The sequence below is a fragment of the Anaerotruncus sp. DFI.9.16 genome, assembly GCF_024461615.1.
Lineage (GTDB): Bacteria > Bacillota > Clostridia > Oscillospirales > Ruminococcaceae > Anaerotruncus > Anaerotruncus massiliensis.
In genome coordinates this window covers 27,213-45,897 of record NZ_JANFZX010000014.1, presented here as the reverse complement: position 1 = coordinate 45,897, position 18,685 = coordinate 27,213, and the positions used below count along the sequence as shown (strand labels likewise).

The window sequence follows — 18,685 nt, the reverse complement described above, 5'->3', positions numbered from 1 at the left end:
TAATGAAAAGATTTGTGACCGGCACGCTCTGCGTGCTTCTGATCCTGTCGCTGGCCCTGTCGGGCTGCGCTTCGCGGGAGGCCTCCCCCGTCCCCGAGGAGGAACCGGCTTCTCAGAGCGAGCCGGAGGAACCCGCCAGCGAACCGGAGGAGCCGGAGCCCCAGTCGTCCGAGCCGGACGAGCAGGAGCCGGAATACCCCCTGCCCGAATTGACCGACGCGGACATGAAGCTCATCAACCAGTCGCTGAGCCAGTTCCTCAACTATTTCGGCGGCACGGAGAGCCTCTCCTCCACCTCCGAGCTGGACCCCGACCGCGTGCTCTTCTTCTGTCAGATGGAGGCGTTCCGGATGAAGGACCTGCTCGGCTATTTCTTCGACCAGGACGACAAGGGCAACTACCTCATCCCCGACACGGTGATCGACGATATGGCCCAGCGCCTCTTCGGCATCGAGGGCTTCTCCTTCACCGAGTCCCCCCGCTACGACCCGGACATGCAGACCTACGGCTACACCCTCGGCTATGAGGGGGAGCTGCAAAACTTCGCAACCTCCGAGCCGAAGGGCGCGCCCGACGGCGGCGTCGCCTACGACGTCGACTTCTTCGAGGAGGGGGACACCTCCTACCTGACCCCCGTGCGCACCTCCCTCTTCACCTTCCGCGTCAACCGCCTCAACGGAATGCCCTTCCTCCAGCTCGTCTCGATCGAAGCGAAATAAGCCCGTTTGAAGCAACCGGCCCCGCTTTCTCGTTTGAGAAAGCGGGGCCGGTTTTACGATCTTTATTTTGCAACATAACCAAAATCCTTTTCCAAGATCCCCCATCCTCCAAGCCGTTTTTCCTTGTGATATTCTTTCCCATAGACATCATGGAACGAGATCGACACCTCCACTCCGGTCAGAGCGTCCTTAACGGCCTGCCGTATGGATTCACTCTTGGGATTAATGGCAATGAGGACGATTTCCTGCGTAGGCAGGATCGTCCGTCCTTCAATCTCGAGGGAAAAGCCCTCCCACTTCTGCTTGACCTTGGGCATCATCTCGATCAAATTGCCATGGACCTCTTCTCCACGCGTCATCAAGGCCTTGTCAATTGTCATCGCGCCCAAACCCAGGTTCCTGATCAGAACCGCAAGATTCCCTTCATGGCATTTTTCCACGATAAAGCATATCGGCATGATACTGATCCGGTCATGTTTTTTCTGGATGTAGGCCGTAAAAACGGAAACAAAGAGCGCACAAGCCGCGATAACCACACTGCAAATTTCAACAATCATGAAACCCTCTCCTTGCTACGGCGTCCAAGATGCATTCGCGATCATTCCATTCCGTGCCGCTGCCGGTAATCGGCGAGCAGCAGGTCGACCATCCGGCCGTAGCTCTTGACGCCGTCCGACTGGTTGTTGGCGCGCAGGTAGGTATTGTTGACCGCGGTGCTGACCTCGGCGACCGGACCCTCAAACCGCGCCCAGTAGGCGTTGTTCGCCGCGAAGTCGCGCCGCACCCCGTCGGAAAGCAGCGCGTCCACCTGGAAAAAGAGCTCCCTGTCGGTGGCGTAGAGCCGGTTCTCTGCGTGCACCAGCGCGAGCATCACGCCGCTGTAGCGGAATTCGGGCGAATCGCTCTTCCGGCAGGCGAGGTACCCGATGAAGTTCGCCTCGTCCTCCCGCATGAACCCCCGCGTGTGCGCGAGCTCGTGGCACATCGTGGCGGGCACCGAGTAGTCGGGTGCTAGGGTGTTGATGTTCGCCTCAAAGGTGAGCAGGGTGAATTCCCCGGTGATCTGCGCCATCGACATCAGGGTGGAGTTGAGCACCGGCTTGGGGGTGATCGCAAAGGCCGGGAGGACGTTGTAATCCTCCTCCAGCTTCGCGAAATCCGCCCGCGCCCGCGCAGCGTTTCCCGAAAAATCCTCCGTGAGCCGCATGACGCCGGACGCGTCCTCGGGCAGCCCCTCGCGCAGGGCGTTCGCCTCCAGCGCGAGCTCGCCGCAGAGCGCGGCCAACTCCTCCGCGGAGGAGTCGCGCACCGCCAGTCCGCTGAACGCGGCGAACTCGGGGCGGTAGTAATTGAGCCCGCAGGTGATGACGAAGAGGAAAAAAAGGATGCTCAGTCCGTTGACGAGCAGCCACAGCGTCTTCCCGAACCGGGGCGGCTCTCCCCTTCCGCGCAGGAAGCGCGCGAGCCGGAAGATTCCCCGTCCGATCCACAGAAGCGCGGCGGCCAGCAGGACGATCACGCCCATCTCGAAGAGGGAGAAGGGCAGCAGCGAGGTCAGCGCGCCGACGGGGCGCGCGAGCAGCGGATAGAGCCCCTCGGAAAAGAGGCGCTCGGTCCCCCACGGGTCCCGCCTCGCGAGCCAGACGAGCAAAAGCCCGGCCGGCGTCAGAAGCACCGGCCACCAGCGGCGCAACAGCCCGCGCGGGCGCAGCCGTTCCCGGACGGCGGCGCGCATCAGAGCACCACCAGCGTGACGCCCCTGTTTTCACGGGCGAAATCGCGGTCGCGGGAGAGCTCCGGGCAGAGCGCGAGCGCATTGCGCGCCTGCTGCGAAAAGGGGGAAAATTCCTCCCCCGGGACAAATTCCCGGATTTTGCCCTGCGACTTCATCCGGGCGAGATGGCTATGTACGCCGTCGTGGATCGCGCCGCCCCGGCCGCTGCTTCCGTAGCCGTGGATGAGGCGCACCGCGGCCGCATGCCGCATCCGCGCGTCGGAGAGCCCCAGCTCGAGCCGCCGGAGCGCGATCTCAACCGTGGGCATGCCCGCCTCGAGGTTTACCGCCGCCACCATCTCACTGCTCCAGCGCGGCGATGTCCGCCTCGCTGAGGGTGAGGTCGCAGGCGGACATGCTGTCCTCGAGCTGTTCGAGCGTCGAGCAGCCGATCACCGCGCTGCCCGGCAGCCTGTTCGAGGTGATGTAGCCCAGCAGCACCGCCGCCGGCGACGCGCCGGTGCGCGCGCAGATCTCCCGGAGCGCCGCGAGCCTGCGGCGGTTCTCCGGGCCGTCGTACCGCTCGGCAAACTTGGGCTGGAGCGGCTCGCCCGAAATCATTTTGGAAAAATACCCGCCCGCCTGCGGAGAAAACGCCATGACGGGGATGCCGAGCGCGAGATAGCCCGCGTACTCCTCCGAGGTCATGCTCACAAGGGTCGGGTCGGGCCACGCGCCCGGCTTCACATAGGCGACGCCCCACTGGATCTGGGACACCGTAAAGGGCGTTTTCCCGTTCGCGCGGGCGTAGGCGTTCGCCTCCGCGATGCGCGCGCAGGTCCAGTTGGAGGCGCCCAGCGCACGGATCCTGCCCGCCTTCACATGCCGGTCGAGCGCGTCCATGATCTCCGAAACCGGCTTTTCCGGGTCATCTCGGTGGAGGAAGTAGATGTCCACGCTGTCCACCCCCAGCTCGCGCAGGGAGGTTTCCAGGTCGCTGTCGATGCAGGCGCGGTTCACCCGCTTTTGCGACGGATCCTCCATCACATGGTGCGCGCCCTTGGTGATGAGTACCACCCTGTCGCGCGTCCCGCGTGATTTGAGCCACCGCCCGACGATCGGCTCGCTGTTGGAATAGGACGCGTCGCGGGCCTCCGCTCGCCCGTAGATGCGGGCGGTGTCGATGACGTTGCCGCCCAGCTCGAGGTAGCGGTCCATCAGGGAAAACGCCCGATCCTCGGGGATGCGCACCCCGAAATAATCGGCCCCGCGCGCGATTTTCGCAAGTTTCAGCGTGCCTCCGGCGGCCTGCACGTCCATGAATTTCATCCAAAGCCCTCCTTGTTCGTCCGCATATTCAGCCCTGCGCGGCAGGGAAATTCTTTATGGACATTATATCGAAATTTTGCCTTTTTTACAAGCGCGGGTCGGAATTTGACGCTGCCAAAGTCAGGCGGTTTCCCTTCCTCATTTTACATGCGCGTGGAAACGGCAGATTTACATCCGACCGCATTGAATTGCTCAAACTAAGGTGTTACAATAAACTACAGAACTTCTGATACAGGTGATAGCATGAACGGCAACGATCTGATCCGCGTGATCTCCTTCAACCTCAAGCGGGACTTCGGCCTCCCGCTGCACCGCTCTCACAAATGGTCGGAACGGCGCGCCCTCGCCGCGCAGTACATCCGCGAGAGCGGCGCGACGATCATCGGCGTGCAGGAGCTGCTCCCAAATATGCGGGAGGACGTCAGCCGCCTGCTCGACGTCGACTACAGCGTCCTCGGCTTCGGCCGCTATTCGGGCATCCGGCCCCAAAGCGACGAGCACAGCGACATCATCATCAAAAACGACAGCGCAAAGGTGAATCTGATCAAGACCTTCTGGCTCTCCAAGGAGCCCGAGCACCTCTCGCGCGCCTATTACGCCATCTTCCCGCGCATCTGCACCGTCGCGGAGATCTACCTCAAGGATCTCGGGCGTTCGATCCGCGTCTTCAACACCCACCTCGACCACATCTGCGGCATCGCCCGCACGCTGGGCATCCGCGTCATCCTCGGCTATATGGAGCGCTTCAACGAGGAGCGCGCGCTGCCGACCGTGCTGATGGGCGACTTCAACGCCAAGCCGGGCAGCCGCCCGGTCCGGATGCTCCACAGCCAGCTCGAGGAATTCCCGGGCATCCACCTCACCGACGTCTACTCCCGCTTCGAGCCTTCGGAGGTCCACAACACCCTCCACAACTTCAGCGGACGGGTGAAGCCGGGCTCACAGCCGATCGACTACATCTTCGTCTCCGACGAGTTTGAGATCGTCGAGAGCCACGTGGTCACCGACCCGATCGACGGCCGCTACCCGTCCGACCACTACCCGCTCGAGGCCACTCTCCGCCTGCGCGCCGAGGCGCGCACCTGCACCGCATGACCGCGTCCATACCGAAATAAAAAAACGTCCGTGGCGATTCGCCGCGGACGTTTTTCACCGGGTTCCTTTACTTGCACTGAAAGGACAGGCAGTCGGTGCACTGATCCATGGTCGGGTTCATCTCGTGGGTGCCGACGCGGATGCGGTCCAGCGCGCAGTAGTTGGAAGTCTCGCAGTGGTTCCGGCACTGGGTGACGGTGCACTCGATGCACTTGTTCGCTTTGCAGTTGTCCATGAAAAAACGCCTCCTTAAATTCTCGCACGTGTTGCAAACGGGGACGTAACCCATCTTGTTACGTCCCGATTAGTATGTCCCGCGCGCGCGAAAATATTTGAATCGGGCAACTGGAAAAACAAATCCGCCCCGGCCGGACGGCCGGGGCGGATTCGCGGGAAAGTCAGTTTGCGTTTTTCAGGCGGAGCCGCAGCTTGTCGGCGATCATCGCGACGAATTCGCTGTTGGTCGGCTTGCCGCGGCCGTTGTGGATCGTATATCCAAAGTAGCTGTTGAGGGTGTCGACGTCTCCGCGGTCCCACGCGACCTCGATCGCGTGGCGGATCGCGCGTTCAACGCGCGAGGCGGTGGTGCCGAACTTTTTGGCGACGGTGGGATAGAGCAGCTTTGTGACCGAGTTGATAATCTCGGGCGTCTGGACCGCCAGCATGATCGACTCCCGGACATAGTGGTAACCCTTGATGTGCGCCGGGACGCCGATCTGGTGGATGATCTCCGTGACCATGAGTTCGAGGTTCGGTTCCCCGCCGGCGGCGTGTTCCGCGCCCGCGCCGATCGGCGCGGAGGGAACGCCCGCCAGCTTGACGATTCGCTCCACCATCACCTCCGGATCGAACGGCATCAGGAAGAAGTAGCAGGCGCCTGCGGACATCAGTTCGTTTTCCAGCATCTGGTTGCTGAAGGTCGAGGTGACCATGAAGCGCGGCTCGTAGCCGAGCCCCATCTCCTTCACCGAGTTCATGACCCCGATGGCGTCGAGCCTCGGCATGAACACATCCATCAAAACCACCTTGGGACGGGTTTCCCCGATCAGCTGCGCGACGGCCAGTCCGTCTTTGGGCGCGACCACCGTGTCGAATCCGTAGGTTTTCAAGAGAGCCGCGCATTTCGCGCAATATTCTCCGCCACCCTCCACGATTAGCACTTTTGTCTGATCCTTCACTTACTAATACGCCTCCATGTCCTCCCGTTTCCCTGATAAGATATTATCACTTTTTGGAAATTATGACAACCTTTTTCCCGTAAGTTTGACGAAGAAATCCGCGTCCGAAATTGTTAAAAGTTTGTTGAATTTCCCGGTGTCATTCCCGCCCTCTTTCGACGGATGACGACATCTTTTCCATGTTTTCCGCAAAAATTCCGTAGCCTCGAGTCGGATCGTTGACGAAAACATGCGTTACAGCGCCCACCAGCTTGCCGTTTTGCAGGATCGGGCTGCCACTCATTCCCTGCACAATCCCGCCGGTTTTTGCCAGAAGCTCTGAATCGACCACGCGGATTACCATATTTTTGGTCGGATTATTTTCCCCGATACTGACTTTTTCGATGTTTATCGCGTACTCCTTCGGCCCGCTGTCGTCAAGGGTGCAGCGGATGGTCGCCGGGCCCTCGACCACCTCGTAGCGCAGCGCCAGCGGCACCGGCTCGGCCCCCGCGGACGGCTGCCCGCCGGTCCCGAAGATCCCAACCTGCGAGTTGATCAGCAGTTCGCCCGTCCGGGAGCCGGTGAAGCTGCCGCGCAGCTCGCCGGGCGCGCCGCTTTCCCCCTTATGCACGCCGGTGATGCTCACGTCGACGATCTCGCCCGAGTGCAGCGGCATGATGTTGCCCGTATCCACGTCGCAGATCGCGTGTCCCAGACCCGCAAACACGTCGCTCGACGGGTTATAATAGGTGAGGGTGCCGATGCCCGCGGACGAGTCGCGCACCCAGATGCCTGCGCGGTAGCTGCCGTCGTCGCTCTTGACCGGCGTCATGCTGCAGGAGAGCTCCTGCCCGCTGCGCTGGAATTCGATGCTGACCGGCTTTCCGCCGCTGGCCGTCACGACCGCGCCGACGTCCTCGTTGGTCTGTACCGCGTGCCCGTCCATCGCGGTGATGATGTCGCCCACCTTGACGCCCGCCTCCTTGGCGGGATTGCGGCTTTCGCCGCCGCAGGGAATGTCGCTCATGCCGACGACAATGACGCCCTCGGTGAACATTTTAATGCCGAACGGCGTGCCGCCCGGGACCACCATCGAACGGTCGACCACCTGGACCTGGACCTGCTTGATCTCGACGCCGTAAGGGAGCTTGAGGTCCACATTATAACTGTTGCCTGCGGTGGAGTAGGCTTCGACGGGCAGGCTGTCGCCCGATGATTCCGTCGTGATGGGCAGCGTGGAATTGATCGTGAGGGTCTCGCCCGCCGCCACATAATAGTGGTCGGGCAGGACCGCCTGTGTATAGAGCGCGAGCGATTGTACGGCGACGACCGCCAGGCAGAGTGCTCCCGCGACTTTCTGTATCAGCTTTCTCATTGGAATATCCCCCTGTATTCATCAAATTCAAAAAAAGAAATTTCACGCTTTTACTGTTCCACCGGATAATCTGAATATTGCGGGGAATAACTTCAATGATTTTTGGGAGCAAAAAATATTTGAGCCCGAACGCCCGCGCCGCCGCGCGCCCTGATTTTGCCTGCGCACGGTGGTAAAAAGTTCCGGTATCTGCTATACTGGATCTGGGTGGAGCGCCGCCGGTTTTTTTGAAAAAAAGGCAGCGGAAAGGACGGATGGAAATGCGGGTGGCAATCATCGGGTCCCGGGAAATTTACGGATACGGCCTGGACGAGCTCATCTCCCACATCCCGCAGAACGCCTCCGAGCTGGTGAGCGGCGGCGCCGCGGGCGTGGACGCGCTTGCCGAGCAGGCCGCCGGGCGGCTCGGGCTGCCGATCCGCGTCTTCCGGCCCGATTATGAGCGGGACGGGCGCTTCGCTCCGCTCGTGCGCAACAGCGAGATCGTCGGGTACGCCGACCTTGTGCTCGCCTTCTGGGACGGCAGGTCGCGCGGCACGGCGGACACCCTGCGCAAATGTGTTGAAACGGGCACGCCCTTCCGGATCATCCACATTCCATAATTCCCAATTTTTCGATAAATTTTTTTTAAAATAGTCATATGACGGTAACAATACATAAAAGTCGAGTCGGCTCTCTGACGAGCGCCGACCCGGCTTTTTCTTCCGCGCAAGCACTTATCTGTTACCGGCGCCCGTCCGGTCGATCTCGCAGGAGACCGCCACGTTGTACCCGCAGGAGGCGAGCGCCTCCCCCCAGTTCTCCCGGTGCGCCTCGTAGTAAGCGGGATACCGCTGACGCATCAGGCGGGAGAGCCCGAGCAGATCGTATCCCCGGCGCAGGGAGGACGCCACCATCTCCTCGACCTCCGCGCGAATTTTGATCTCCTGTAGGGCGGAGGCATACCGGCGCGTCCGGTCGTCGAAGCCGCCCGAGAGGAGGCGGCTCTCCAGCGCGGTGCTGCGCACCTCCAGCCGGATGTCGAAGACGGGGACCTCCCCCGACATCTCGACGGTGATCTTCGCCTTCTGCCGGTGGGTCACCGCGGCCACCTCGCCGAGCTGGCCGTCCCCCACCGAGATGACGCACGCCTTCGCGCGGTTCTGGGTCCACTCGAGCCCGCGCGTCGCCGCCGGGCTGATGGAGGCTTCCATCCGGTGCCCCACAAAAACCGCGGCCCCGCCGAGCGAGAGCTTTTTTGCAGGCGTCTTCTCCGCCGCCTGCCGCGCCTCGGAGTCCGTCCCGCTTTCCTCAGACGACGCCTCCGAAGACGACGATTCGCTTTTTGGGGGATCGGGGGCGCTGTAGCGCAGAAGCGTGACCGCGCCCGCGGCGTTCTCGGCGTTCGCCGCGCCCATCAGGTCCTTGAGGCGGCTGGGCGGCGAAAAGCCGCCCTTGCCCGCGCTTTCGAGCACGTCCGCCAGCCCCTCCGCCGAGAGGGCGGGGTCCTTTTCGCCCGCGCGGATGAGCTCCCCCGCCTCCCCCTCCGCCACCGCGACGAGGGTCGCCGGGGATATCTGGTGGTTGGAGTTGAAGAACCCGAGCGGCCCCTCCGCCCCCGCGCGCGCGGCCTCCTGCCCGAACACGATCACCCGGACGCTCCCCAAAAAGAGCTGCCGCCCCTGTGTCGCGGAGGCGCGGGCGAGCAGCTCGGTCATCGTGCGCCCCGTCTCCTCGACGAGCATGGTCTTCGCGTCGTCGGGGGACTGGTTCGCGCCTCCCGCTCCGTCGACCGCCTCGCGCACCTGCATCGTGACGCGGTAGCCGCCCTCCTCTGCGAGGTCGATGCCGATCGCCTGCACGACTCCCCGCTCGTTGAGCCGCACGCTCGGGACGCACCCGGCCAGCAGAACCAAAATTGCGCAAAGCGCTGCGATCCGTCTCATTGCGCGGCCTCCTTTCCATCCTCCACGGGGCTTTTTGCGCGCGGGAAGCAGAGGGTCACGAGCGGCGCCGCGACCGCCAGCAGCAGAAGCGGCACGCTGCTTTCCCACGCGGAACCGGCCGCCTCCCACAGCGGCGCCGCGGCTGCCGCGGCGATTCCCGCCGCCAGGGCGCAGAGCGCGGAAGCCGAGCCCATCCGCACCTTCGGGAACAGCCGCCGCAGGCAGGTACATCCGCAGTAAAGCCACGCGGCGGCGCGCAGGAAGGCGGTAAAAATCCACACGGCGATGTGCACGAGGTCCATCCGCCCGAAGACCGACAGGTTCGCCACGGCGGCGGCGGCCTGCAGCGGAAAGAGGCGGGTGCCCGCGTAGTCCCCAAGCGCCGTCAGAACGAAGAAGCAAAGCACCCACCACACCGCTGCGGTGAGCGCCACCCACCAGAATCCGGTCTTCCCGCTCCCGCCGCGCACCCGCGGGAAGAGCAGCAGGAAAAGCAGGATATCCGCGTTGCCGGCCACGCCGCGAAGCGTCCCCGCGGCAAGCGCGCCGAGGTCCAAAAAGGGGCTCGCGAGGTTCGCGAGGTCGACCTCGGGCAGCAGCGCGAAGAGCAGAAGCGCCCCCGCCGCCATCGCCACCGCGAAAAAGAAGCCGCCCGCCCGCGAAAATGCCTCCAGCCCGAGGGCCGCGGCATAGGCGGCCGCCAGCAGGAAAAGGAGGACGAACACCCACTGCTTGGCGTTCTGGTAGACGGTGCTCACGAGGAAAAAGCTGAAGTGCCCGGCCGTCGACGCGGCCATGTAGACACAGAAGAGCCCGCAGGCGGCGGTGAGCGCGGCGCCGAACGGCCTGCCGACCCGCCAGAAGGCGGTGAGCATGTCGCCGCCCGCCTTCCGCCGCAGCAGGAAGAAGGGCAGCAGCATCAGCAGCGCGCCGGCCGCCGCAAGCGGCACGGCCGCCAGCGCCGCCGGCCCGGAGAGGTTGTTTTCGGAGCGGGAGGTATCGGTGAAGAGGACAAAAAGCCGGCAGAGCAGGAGCAGCATGACGAGCTGCGCCGGAGAGATGTCGCGCGGACGGCTACCGGTCATCTGCGGTCCCCTCCCCTCGGATGTCGCTTCCCGCCAGATCCTGCACCCGCAAGTCCTCCCTTGCCAGCGTGCGCCATCCCCAGCGGAAGAGCACGTCCCGCATCGGATAGAGAGAGAAGGGGGTGGCGGGCGAGGTCGCGGGGACGCCGAGCGGGTTCACGGCGCAGAGGTTGACAATCACGGCGCACAGCGCCAGCACGACGCCGAAGACGCCCGACAGCCCCCCGATCAGGATAAAGGCGAAGCGAAGCACCGTCACCGGCTCGTAGAGGCTCGGCACGACAAACGAGCTGATCGCGGTGACGGCGACGACGATGACCATCGGCGCGCCGATGATGCCCGCGCTGACCGCCGCGTCTCCGATGACGAGCGCGCCGACGATGCTCACCGCGTGGCCGACCGCCTGCGGCATCCGCAGCCCCGCCTCCCGCACGATCTCATAGATGAAAAAGACGGCCAGCGCCTCGAACATCAGGGGGAAGGGGGTTGTCTCCTCGCTGACGACGAGGCTCGTCAGGATCGTCGCGGGCAGCAGCTCGGGGTGGAAGGAGCCGACCGCGACATAGAGCCCCGGCAGCAGGATGGAGAGGGCGAAGGCCGCGTATTTGAGCCAGCGGATGAAGGTGGCGAAATAGGGCCGGTGGGAGTAGTCGTCGAGACTCTGGAAGTTTTCGGCAAAGAGATAGGGCACGATGAGCGCGTAGGGAGTGCCGTCGACGAGCAGGCCGACGCGCCCCTCCGCGACCTTGGCGCAGAGGGTGTCGGGCCGCTCGGTGACACCCACCCCCGAAAAGAGGGAGAGCGGCTTCGAATCGAGGAAGGGCTGAAGGTAGCCGCTCTCGAGCACCACGTCGATCTTCACCTTGGAGAGGCGGTATTTGACCTCGCGCAGCAGCTCGTCCGACACCGCGCCGCGCAGGTAGACGAGGGTGCAGTCGGTGCGGCTCTTGTCCCCGAAGACGGTCATCTCGAAGATCAGGTCGGGGGATTTGAACCGCCGCCGCAGCAGCGACATGTTGGGCCGCAGCATCTCGGAAAATCCCTCGCGGGAGCCGCGCACGTTGGTCTCCCCCGCCGGTTCGCCGACCGAGCGGCCGGAGAAGCCCTGGATGCCGAAGACCGAACCGCCCGCGATCCCGTCGATGAGCAGCACGACAAAGCCGGACATCATGAACCGGAAGAGCTCGCCGAAGGTGTGGATCTCCTTCTGGTCGGGCGCGAGCAGAGACTGATGGCGCACCCAGTCGAGCACCGAATCGGGGCCGGGCTTTTCGAGCCTCAGGCGGGTGAGCGGCTCCGCGAACATCTCCGAAAAGGTCTGGGTGTTCACCATGCCCTCGCACATCAGCACGGCGCAGGGCACGCCGCACACCAGCACCTCGTGGATGATGAGGTCCCCGGAGTCGGTGAACATCGCGCGCACCCCGATCAGGTTGTCGAGCAGAGCGCTCCCCAGCTTTTTGTCCGCGCCCTCGTCCGGGCGCGGCGGCGCGTAGGCGGGCGGCGGTGCGAACAGCCCCTTCAGATAACGGATGACTCCCATTCCCATTCCTCCCGTTTTACAGTTTGATACAGCGTTAGTATTGCCAGCAAAGCGGCGGGAATATCCATTCGCTTTCCGGCCAGACTAAGAGTCAGTAAAAATCGATGGAGGTTCGATGGCTTTTGTATATTGTATTCATCCGCGTGCTGATCATCTATGCGCTGATCATTCTGAGCCTTCGGCTGATGGGCAAACGTCAGATCGGCCAGCTCCAGCCCTCCGAGCTGGTCGTCACCATCCTGGTCTCCAACATTGCGACAATGGCGATCGAGGACAGCAACGTGCCGCTGATCGGCGGCATCATCCCCATTCTCACGCTGGTTTCCTTCGACGTTCTCATCTCCGCGATGACCCTGCGCTATAAAAAGATGCGCCGCATCGTCTCGGGTACGCCGCGCGTCATCATCCGCGACGGCAAGATAGACCAGAAGCAGCTCAAGGAGCTGCGCTTCACGATCGACGACATGATGGAGGAGCTGCGCGGCAAGGATATCTTCGACGTGCGCGACGTGGCGTTCGCGATCGTCGAAACGACCGGCTCCCTCTCGGTCTACCCCAAATTCACCGCCCAGCCCGCCACCGCCGGGATGCTCAATCTCCAGGCCCCTCCCGGCGCGGACGCGCCGCCCGTCGTGCTCATCGCGGACGGGGTCGTGATCGACAGCGCGCTTGGCTACTGCAACCTCAAATATGAGTGGCTCGAAAAAACGATCACCGACAACGGCTACACCACACAGGACATCTTCCTGATGACCTGCAATCGCCAGGCCGACTACCTGATCGTGCCCAAAGCACAGCTCAAGCTCAAGGACCGGAAGGAGGATGCGTCATGAAACGGGTCGTCGCAGTCTGCGTCATCATCGCGCTCATCCTCGCGGCGAGTACGGCCGCGCTCATGCACCTGCTGCGCGTGTCGGACGAGATGGAGGCCTCCCTCTCCGCCATTGCGGACGCCATCGACCGGGACGACATGCCGCAGGCCGCGCAGCTCACCGACAAGTTCCACGAGCAGTGGGAGCGCAACGAAACGGTCATGACGCGCTATATTCACCACGACGAGCTCGACACGATCACCGGCATCGTGGCGCGCCTGCCCATGCTCGCGAAATACGGCGAAACCGCCGAATACGCGGCGGAGGTGGCGCGCCTGCGCCACCTGATCTCCCACATCCGCGACGCGGAGATCCCCACGCTGCCGAATATCTTTTAGCGCGGGCACAAAAAAGAGGGCCCATCCGGATTTCCGGATGGGCCCTCTTTTCGTATCAAATCATTTTCCGTCCCCGTCGCGGGAGCTCAGCAGGGTCTGGAGCTCCTTCATAAACGAGTCGATGTCCTTGAACTGCCGGTAGACCGAAGCGAAGCGCACGTAGGCGACCTCGTCAATGCCGCGCAGCTTCTCCATGGCGAGCTCGCCGATCTTGTAGGAGGGGACCTCCTTTTCCAGCGAGTTGCGCAGCGTCATCTCGATGTCCCGCACCGCCTCCTCGAGCACGTCGAGCGGCACCGGGCGCTTTTCGCAGGCGCGCACCATGCCGCCGAGCACCTTGCCCGAGTCGAACTCCTCGCGCGACTTGTCCTTCTTGATGACGATCAGCGGGGTGGTCTCGATGACCTCATAGGTGGTGAACCGCCGCCCGCATTTGATGCACTCGCGGCGGCGGCGAATGCGCTCTGACTCGTCGGTCGGACGGGAATCGATGACTTTGCTTTCGACATATCCGCAGTATGGGCACTTCACAGGACCATCTCCCTCATTCTGTTGGGGCGCTTGTTTATACTATCTGTATTACCCGTATCATAACACAAAACGCCCCGCAAAACAAGGAATTTTAACCATTTTCCACGTGGATCGCCGCAAGAATCCGTGCATAACTGTCATCGAGCTCCCCATACCCGCCGTAGCTGTCGCGGTAAAGCTCGAGCATCACGCCGCCGTCGAAGCCGTACCCGCGCACCCTCCCGAGCAGCGCGGCAAGGTCGAGCTCCCCCGCCCCGAGCGGCAGGCAGTCGCCGCGCGCGCCGTGGTCGCTCACGTGCAGGTGGACAAGGCCCTCCCCCATCGCGTCGGCCATCTCGGCGGGCGAATAGCCCGCCCGCACGCACTGCTTGATGTCTAGGACGAACCGCGCGCCGGGGAGATAAGCGCGCATGTCGGTGAAGAAATCGGGGCAGTAGCCCGCGCAGCGCGGGACGTTCTCCTGCGCGACGGTGACCCCCATCCGCCTCCCCGCCTCGCAGAGCTCCGCGAACCGGTCGAAATAGAACCGGCGGGAGCGGGTGGTGTTCCTGCGGTCGCCGTGGAAGACGAAGAGCTTCGCGCCAAGCAGGTTGGCGGCGTGGAAGTACCGCTGGTAGAAGGCGATCCCGTCCGCGAAGCGGCGCCGGTAGTCGGAGAAGAAGAGCAACGGCTCGAGGCCCGAGGTGAACGGATGCACCGAGAGGATGCGGGTGCCGCCGCCGTCCGCCGTCCGGCGCAGCTCGCGCAGGTAGCAGTCGTCCAGCTCGCTCGCGGCGTTGAAGAAGACCTCGGCCGCCTGCGCGCCCAGGCCCGCGATGTAGGAAAGCCCACGCTCGGTGAGCTCGGGATAGAAACACGCGGTGGATATTCCGGCCAGCATCGGCCTTCCCCCTTCCGCCCCGCGGGGCAATGACTTTTTCCATGATATGCGCGCCGGCCGCGCGCTGTCAAAATGGAGATGGGCCGCCGGCAGTGCTGGCGGCCCAAGAATGCCGCAGCCTTACTTTTTCGCGAGCTTGTGCTCCTGCCAGAGCGTCCAGAGGGAGCCGGAAATGAACATCGAGGAGAAGAATCCGGCGAACATGCCCACCAGAAGCGGGAAGGAGAAGGTCAGGATCGAGCTGACGTTGTACACGAGCGACATGACGCACACGCAGCCGACCGCGATGACGGTCGAAACGGTGGTGTTGATCGAACGGGACATCGACTGGTTGACCGAAATGTTGACCAGGTCCTTGTAGGAGGTCTTGACCGGCAGCAGCCTGCGGTTCTCACGGATGCGGTCGTAGACGATGATCGTGTTGTTGATCGAGTAGCCCAGGATGGTCAGCATGACCGCGATGAAGCTGTCGTTGAGCGGGAAGCCGCAGACGACGAACGCGCCGTAGGCGATGATCAGGTCGTGGACGAGCGCGGCCACCGCGATGACGCCCGCCGACCAGCCATTCATCTTACGGAACCGGAAGGCGATATAGATGATCATCAGGATGGAGGCCACGGCGACCGCGACCACCGATTTGAGCAGGAAGTCGCGCCCGATCGACGGGTCGACGTTGCTGATGCTGGCGGTCTGGATGTCCGCGCCGGGGAACTTCTCGTTGAGCGCCGTGTTGACCGCGATCTGCTGGTCCGGCGTGACGCCCGACTTGGAGTTGAGGGTGATCACGTAGTTGGTGGCGCCGGTGTTGACGTCGTTCTGCTCGCGCAGCGTGACCTTCTGGCCCAGCGAATTTTCGATGGTGCTTTGGAACTCGCCCTTGTCGAGGTCGCCGTTAAACGAGTAGGTGACGATCGTGCCGCCGCTGAACTGGATGTCCAGCTTCACGCCGGGGAAGAAGGAGGCCAGGATGGCGATGACAATCAGGACAATCGAAATTGTGAACCAAATCTTTCTGCGTCCGACAATATCAATCTGTTTCATTATTTGTCACCTCCATACAGCCACGCCTTTTTAAAGGGCTTGAATTTGGAGATCGACTTGAGCATCAGGCGGGAAGCGGTGACGCCCATGATGAAGTTGAAGATGACGCCGACGATCAGCGTATAGCCGAAGGAGTAGATCGCGCCGGTGGCGGAGGCGCCGAACCAGCGGAAGATGGGGCTGAAGATGGTGCCGAAGATCGAGCTCGGCGGTCCGAACGCGCCCATCAGGATAATCGCGACGAGAACCATCGTGATGTTGCCGTCGAAGATGGCCGCGAAGGTGCGCTGGAAGCCCGAATCGATTGCGCCGTCCAGCGTCTTGCCGTTGCGGAGCTCCTCCTTGATGCGCTCGGAGGTAATGACGTTCGCGTCGACGCCCATGCCGATCGAGAGGATGATACCGGCGATGCCCGGCAGGGTGAGCGTAAAGGAGGGGAACGGCGCGAAGAAGCCGGTGAGGCAGGCGATCATGCCCGCCACCTGGCCGACCAGCGCGATCGTGGCGACCACGCCGCTCATGCGGTAGATCAGGATGATGAAGAGCGCGACCAGGATGAAGGCGATCACGCCCGCGGTGACCATCGCGTCACGCGCGCCGAGGCCGAGCGTCGGGGAGATCGAGGAGAAGTTCTCGGTCTCGAGCTTGAAGGGCAGCGCGCCGGCGTTGATCTTTTCAGCGAGGTCCTGTGCGCCCTTGACGTCGAAGCCGCCCGAAATGGTGGCCACGCCGTTGGGAATCTGGGTCTTGACGGTCGCCGAGCTGATGCGGTTCTCGTCCATCCAGATGGAGATCGGCTGCCCGACCAGGCGGCCGGTCGCCTCGGAGAAGAGCTGGGCGCCCTCGGTGTTGAGGTTCAGTTCGACCATCGGCTCGTTGGTCTGGGAGTTGAGGACGGCGCGCGCCGAGGTGACGTGCTTGCCCTCGATGACCACGGGGCCGGTGTACTCGTTGCCCTCGCGGAAGGTCAGCAGCGCGGTTTCACCGAGCTCCTTGACCGCCTGCTCGGGGTTGAAGTCCGACTCGCCCTGCTTCCAGGGGAAACGGACGATGATGCGGTCCTTGCTGTCGTCCACGTAGGTCTCGTAGTCGGTGATGTTCTGGGAGACCATACGGACCTTGATAATGGATTCCGCGGCCGCCATCTCCTCGGGAGAGGCGTCATAGTCCGCGGGCGGGGTAAATGTGACGTCCACGCCGCCGCGGATGTCGATGCCCCAGCGGATATCGTCCACACCTTTGATGTAGGTGTGGGTGTTATCCCCGTAGGCGGTCGACACGCCGAAGAATGACAGCGCGGTAAACGCGGCGATCAATATCAGTACGACAAAGAACACCGGTTTTCCAACCTTTTTCATCTGCTTGTCCTCCTTGCAAAACCACAACTGCAAAAACAGCCGGCAGCCGCTGCGCGGCTGCCCGTGGTTTTCCTCTGGCCTCCCCCGGCCGTCCGCGCGGCGGCCCGGACAACTTCACGCCGCGCATCCTCCGCGGCCTGAAACTGCCCGCCCCGCCGGGCTTTCCCCCGGGTTCCCGGCCATGCCAAACATCCGCCGGGACGCGCCCGGCCGCAATGCGGCACTTTTTTAATTATATTGGATATGAACGGAAAAGTCAATCGGTTTTTGCCGCGCGGGCGCGGATTATACCGAAAGCTGCGCCCGCTCGCCGAGCAGGGAGCGGTTCGCCTCGAGCACCGGGTTCACCACGTCGCGCAGGTATTCCTCCACCTGCTCGGCGCTGCGGCCGGTAAAACGGGCCGGGTCGAGGATCGCGTCGACCTCTTCCCTCCTGAGCCCAAACGCCGGGTCGGCGCAGACGCGCTCGATCAGGTCGTTGTCGCCGCCCTCCTCCTTGACGTGCCGCGCGGCCGCCATCGAGTGCTCCCGCAGCCGCTCGTGCAGCTCCTGCCGGTCGCCGCCGCGGCGTACCGCGTCCATCATGATGTTTTCGGTCGCCATGAAGGGCAGCTCCTTCATCACCCGCTGGCGCACCACCTTGGGATAGACGACCAGCCCGTCGCAGACGTTGAGCATGATCCCCAAAATCGCGTCAGTGGCGAGGAACGCCTCCGCCACGGCGACCCGCTTGTTGGCGCTGTCGTCGAGGGTGCGCTCGAACCACTGGGTCGCGGCGGTGAACGCCGGGTTGAGGGAGTCGGTCATCACATAGCGCGCGAGCGCTGTGATCCGCTCGCTGCGCATCGGGTTGCGCTTGTAGGGCATCGCCGACGAGCCGATCTGGTGGGCCTCGAACGGCTCCTCCATCTCCTTGAAGTTCTGGAGGATGCGCAAGTCGTTGGAGAACTTGCTCGCGCTCTGGGCGATGCCCGCGAGGACGCCGACCACCATGCTGTCCACCTTGCGCGAGTAGGTCTGCCCCGAGACGGGCACGACCGCGTCAAAGCCCATCTCCCGCGCGATGTCCTCCTCGACCGCCCGGATCTTCGCGCTGTCCCCGTCGAAGAGCTCGACGAAGCTCGCCTGGGTGCCGGTGGTGCCCTTGCTGCCCAGCAGCTTCAGGGAGGCGATGCGGTGCTCGAGCTCCCCGTAGTCGAGCATCAGCTCGTTGAGCCAGAGGGTCGCGCGCTTGCCGACGGTGGTGAGCTGCGCGGGCTGCAAATGGGTGTAGGCGAGCGCGGGCATGTCCTTGTAGCGGTCCGCGAAATCCGCCAGCAGCGAAACGACGTTGAGGAGCTTGCGGCGGATGATCCGCAGACCCTCCCGCATGACGATCACGTCGGTGTTGTCTCCGACGTAGCAGCTCGTCGCGCCCAGGTGGATGATCCCCTTCGCCGAGGGGCACTGCACCCCATAGGCGTAGACGTGGCTCATCACATCGTGACGGACCTCCTTCTCCCGCGCCTCGGCGACGTCGTAGTTGATATCGTCCGCGTGGGCCTCCAGCTCGGCAATCTGCGCGTCGGTGATCGGGAGGCCCTGCCTCTGCTCCGCCCTGGCCAGGGCGATCCACAGCTTCCGCCAGGTCTTGAACTTGTGATCGGCGGAAAAAACGTATTGCATTTCATCGCTCGCGTAACGGGTGCAAAAGGGGCTTTCGTATCTGTCGTGGGCCATC

20 protein-coding genes are annotated in these 18,685 nt (G+C 63.3%); 5 read left to right on the top strand and 15 right to left on the bottom strand.

Annotated elements, in window-relative coordinates; genetic code table 11:
• The first annotated feature begins 2 nt into the window (after positions 1–2).
• Complete coding sequence (locus NE609_RS07865; protein WP_256152227.1) at positions 3–719, top strand: hypothetical protein; 717 nt, start codon at positions 3–5, stop codon at positions 717–719.
• A 62-nt stretch (positions 720–781) separates the two neighbouring features.
• Here the strand turns inward: NE609_RS07865 and NE609_RS07860 are convergent, their stop codons facing one another.
• The 4 genes from NE609_RS07860 to NE609_RS07845 are packed head-to-tail and all read right to left on the bottom strand — an operon-like array spanning position 782 to position 3,762.
• A complete protein-coding gene (locus NE609_RS07860) occupies positions 782–1,276 on the bottom strand; it encodes a hypothetical protein (RefSeq protein WP_256152226.1) in 495 nt (164 codons plus the stop codon).
• A 41-nt stretch (positions 1,277–1,317) separates the two neighbouring features.
• A complete protein-coding gene (locus NE609_RS07855) occupies positions 1,318–2,454 on the bottom strand; it encodes a DUF3810 domain-containing protein (RefSeq protein WP_256152225.1) in 1,137 nt (378 codons plus the stop codon).
• Positions 2,454–2,789, bottom strand: coding sequence for a Smr/MutS family protein (locus NE609_RS07850; protein ID WP_172439229.1), 336 nt, complete (start codon positions 2,787–2,789; stop codon positions 2,454–2,456). The genes NE609_RS07855 and NE609_RS07850 overlap by 1 nt, the downstream gene beginning before the upstream one ends.
• 4 nt (positions 2,790–2,793) lie before the next feature.
• Positions 2,794–3,762: an aldo/keto reductase gene (locus NE609_RS07845; RefSeq protein WP_256152224.1), complete on the bottom strand. Its 969-nt coding sequence runs from the start codon at positions 3,760–3,762 to the stop codon at positions 2,794–2,796.
• A gap of 243 nt (positions 3,763–4,005) precedes the next feature.
• Here NE609_RS07845 and NE609_RS07840 point away from each other — a divergent pair, with 243 nt between their 5' ends.
• Positions 4,006–4,857 carry an endonuclease/exonuclease/phosphatase family protein gene (locus tag NE609_RS07840; protein WP_256152223.1) on the top strand — a complete coding sequence of 284 codons (852 nt, stop codon included), beginning with the start codon at positions 4,006–4,008 and terminating at the stop codon, positions 4,855–4,857.
• 67 nt (positions 4,858–4,924) lie between these two features.
• On the opposite strand, the gene NE609_RS07835 is transcribed toward NE609_RS07840, so the two are convergent.
• The 3 genes from NE609_RS07835 to spoIVB all read right to left on the bottom strand — a co-directional run bounded on the left by NE609_RS07835 (position 4,925) and on the right by spoIVB (position 7,392).
• Positions 4,925–5,092, bottom strand: a complete 168-nt coding sequence (locus tag NE609_RS07835; RefSeq protein WP_121585883.1) for a DUF1540 domain-containing protein — start codon at positions 5,090–5,092, stop codon at positions 4,925–4,927.
• 163 nt (positions 5,093–5,255) lie between these two features.
• A complete protein-coding gene (spo0A, locus tag NE609_RS07830; protein ID WP_121585885.1) occupies positions 5,256–6,035 on the bottom strand; it encodes a sporulation transcription factor Spo0A in 780 nt (259 codons plus the stop codon).
• A gap of 139 nt (positions 6,036–6,174) precedes the next feature.
• Complete coding sequence (spoIVB, locus tag NE609_RS07825; RefSeq protein ID WP_121585887.1) at positions 6,175–7,392, bottom strand: SpoIVB peptidase; 1,218 nt, start codon at positions 7,390–7,392, stop codon at positions 6,175–6,177.
• A 260-nt stretch (positions 7,393–7,652) separates the two neighbouring features.
• On the opposite strand from spoIVB, the gene NE609_RS07820 reads away from it, so the two are divergent.
• Positions 7,653–7,994 (top strand): SLOG family protein, encoded by a 342-nt coding sequence (locus tag NE609_RS07820; RefSeq protein WP_256152222.1) that lies wholly within the window; start codon positions 7,653–7,655, stop codon positions 7,992–7,994.
• A 114-nt stretch (positions 7,995–8,108) separates the two neighbouring features.
• On the opposite strand, the gene NE609_RS07815 is transcribed toward NE609_RS07820, so the two are convergent.
• From NE609_RS07815 to NE609_RS07805, 3 genes are read right to left on the bottom strand one after another with little or no spacing between them, the layout of a single operon-like run.
• A complete protein-coding gene (locus NE609_RS07815) occupies positions 8,109–9,317 on the bottom strand; it encodes a Ger(x)C family spore germination protein (protein WP_256152221.1) in 1,209 nt (402 codons plus the stop codon).
• Positions 9,314–10,402 carry a GerAB/ArcD/ProY family transporter gene (locus NE609_RS07810; RefSeq protein ID WP_256152220.1) on the bottom strand — a complete coding sequence of 363 codons (1,089 nt, stop codon included), beginning with the start codon at positions 10,400–10,402 and terminating at the stop codon, positions 9,314–9,316. The genes NE609_RS07815 and NE609_RS07810 overlap by 4 nt, the downstream gene beginning before the upstream one ends.
• A complete protein-coding gene (locus NE609_RS07805; protein WP_256152219.1) occupies positions 10,392–11,945 on the bottom strand; it encodes a spore germination protein in 1,554 nt (517 codons plus the stop codon). Before NE609_RS07805 ends, NE609_RS07810 begins: the two co-directional genes overlap by 11 nt.
• 122 nt (positions 11,946–12,067) lie before the next feature.
• Here NE609_RS07805 and NE609_RS07800 point away from each other — a divergent pair, with 122 nt between their 5' ends.
• Both NE609_RS07800 and NE609_RS07795 read left to right on the top strand, forming a co-directional pair.
• Complete coding sequence (locus NE609_RS07800) at positions 12,068–12,778, top strand: DUF421 domain-containing protein (protein ID WP_242970845.1); 711 nt, start codon at positions 12,068–12,070, stop codon at positions 12,776–12,778.
• The gene (locus tag NE609_RS07795; RefSeq protein ID WP_121585897.1) at positions 12,775–13,155 is read left to right on the top strand and encodes a DUF4363 family protein; all 381 of its coding nucleotides are present in this window, start codon (positions 12,775–12,777) and stop codon (positions 13,153–13,155) included. Before NE609_RS07800 ends, NE609_RS07795 begins: the two co-directional genes overlap by 4 nt.
• A gap of 60 nt (positions 13,156–13,215) precedes the next feature.
• Here NE609_RS07795 and nrdR read toward each other — a convergent pair whose 3' ends face one another.
• From nrdR to purB, 5 genes are all read right to left on the bottom strand, one after another.
• Positions 13,216–13,686 (bottom strand): transcriptional regulator NrdR, encoded by a 471-nt coding sequence (nrdR, locus tag NE609_RS07790; protein WP_121585899.1) that lies wholly within the window; start codon positions 13,684–13,686, stop codon positions 13,216–13,218.
• A gap of 91 nt (positions 13,687–13,777) precedes the next feature.
• Positions 13,778–14,566, bottom strand: coding sequence for a sugar phosphate isomerase/epimerase (locus tag NE609_RS07785; protein WP_256152218.1), 789 nt, complete (start codon positions 14,564–14,566; stop codon positions 13,778–13,780).
• Between the two features lie 120 nt (positions 14,567–14,686).
• A complete protein-coding gene (secF, locus tag NE609_RS07780; protein ID WP_256152217.1) occupies positions 14,687–15,607 on the bottom strand; it encodes a protein translocase subunit SecF in 921 nt (306 codons plus the stop codon).
• The gene (gene secD / locus NE609_RS07775; RefSeq protein WP_101551209.1) at positions 15,607–16,965 is read right to left on the bottom strand and encodes a preprotein translocase subunit SecD; all 1,359 of its coding nucleotides are present in this window, start codon (positions 16,963–16,965) and stop codon (positions 15,607–15,609) included. The genes secF and secD overlap by 1 nt, the downstream gene beginning before the upstream one ends.
• A gap of 285 nt (positions 16,966–17,250) precedes the next feature.
• A complete protein-coding gene (purB, locus tag NE609_RS07770) occupies positions 17,251–18,684 on the bottom strand; it encodes an adenylosuccinate lyase (protein ID WP_121585905.1) in 1,434 nt (477 codons plus the stop codon).
• Position 18,685: the final 1 nt, after the last annotated feature.

Excerpts from the sequence above, each read along its gene's own strand:
- NE609_RS07865 (WP_256152227.1), top strand. The coding sequence starts at position 3 with ATGAAAAGATTTGTGACCGGCACGCTCTGCGTGCTTCTGATCCTGTCG.
- NE609_RS07860 (WP_256152226.1), bottom strand. The coding sequence starts at position 1,276 with ATGATTGTTGAAATTTGCAGTGTGGTTATCGCGGCTTGTGCGCTCTTT.
- NE609_RS07855 (WP_256152225.1), bottom strand. The coding sequence starts at position 2,454 with ATGCGCGCCGCCGTCCGGGAACGGCTGCGCCCGCGCGGGCTGTTGCGC.
- NE609_RS07845 (WP_256152224.1), bottom strand. The coding sequence starts at position 3,762 with ATGAAATTCATGGACGTGCAGGCCGCCGGAGGCACGCTGAAACTTGCG.
- NE609_RS07840 (WP_256152223.1), top strand. The coding sequence starts at position 4,006 with ATGAACGGCAACGATCTGATCCGCGTGATCTCCTTCAACCTCAAGCGG.
- NE609_RS07835 (WP_121585883.1), bottom strand. The coding sequence starts at position 5,092 with ATGGACAACTGCAAAGCGAACAAGTGCATCGAGTGCACCGTCACCCAG.
- spoIVB (WP_121585887.1), bottom strand. The coding sequence starts at position 7,392 with ATGAGAAAGCTGATACAGAAAGTCGCGGGAGCACTCTGCCTGGCGGTC.
- NE609_RS07820 (WP_256152222.1), top strand. The coding sequence starts at position 7,653 with ATGCGGGTGGCAATCATCGGGTCCCGGGAAATTTACGGATACGGCCTG.
- NE609_RS07815 (WP_256152221.1), bottom strand. The coding sequence starts at position 9,317 with ATGAGACGGATCGCAGCGCTTTGCGCAATTTTGGTTCTGCTGGCCGGG.
- NE609_RS07810 (WP_256152220.1), bottom strand. The coding sequence starts at position 10,402 with ATGACCGGTAGCCGTCCGCGCGACATCTCTCCGGCGCAGCTCGTCATG.
- NE609_RS07805 (WP_256152219.1), bottom strand. The coding sequence starts at position 11,945 with ATGGGAGTCATCCGTTATCTGAAGGGGCTGTTCGCACCGCCGCCCGCC.
- NE609_RS07795 (WP_121585897.1), top strand. The coding sequence starts at position 12,775 with ATGAAACGGGTCGTCGCAGTCTGCGTCATCATCGCGCTCATCCTCGCG.
- NE609_RS07785 (WP_256152218.1), bottom strand. The coding sequence starts at position 14,566 with ATGCTGGCCGGAATATCCACCGCGTGTTTCTATCCCGAGCTCACCGAG.
- secF (WP_256152217.1), bottom strand. The coding sequence starts at position 15,607 with ATGAAACAGATTGATATTGTCGGACGCAGAAAGATTTGGTTCACAATT.
- secD (WP_101551209.1), bottom strand. The coding sequence starts at position 16,965 with ATGAAAAAGGTTGGAAAACCGGTGTTCTTTGTCGTACTGATATTGATC.
- purB (WP_121585905.1), bottom strand. The coding sequence starts at position 18,684 with ATGGCCCACGACAGATACGAAAGCCCCTTTTGCACCCGTTACGCGAGC.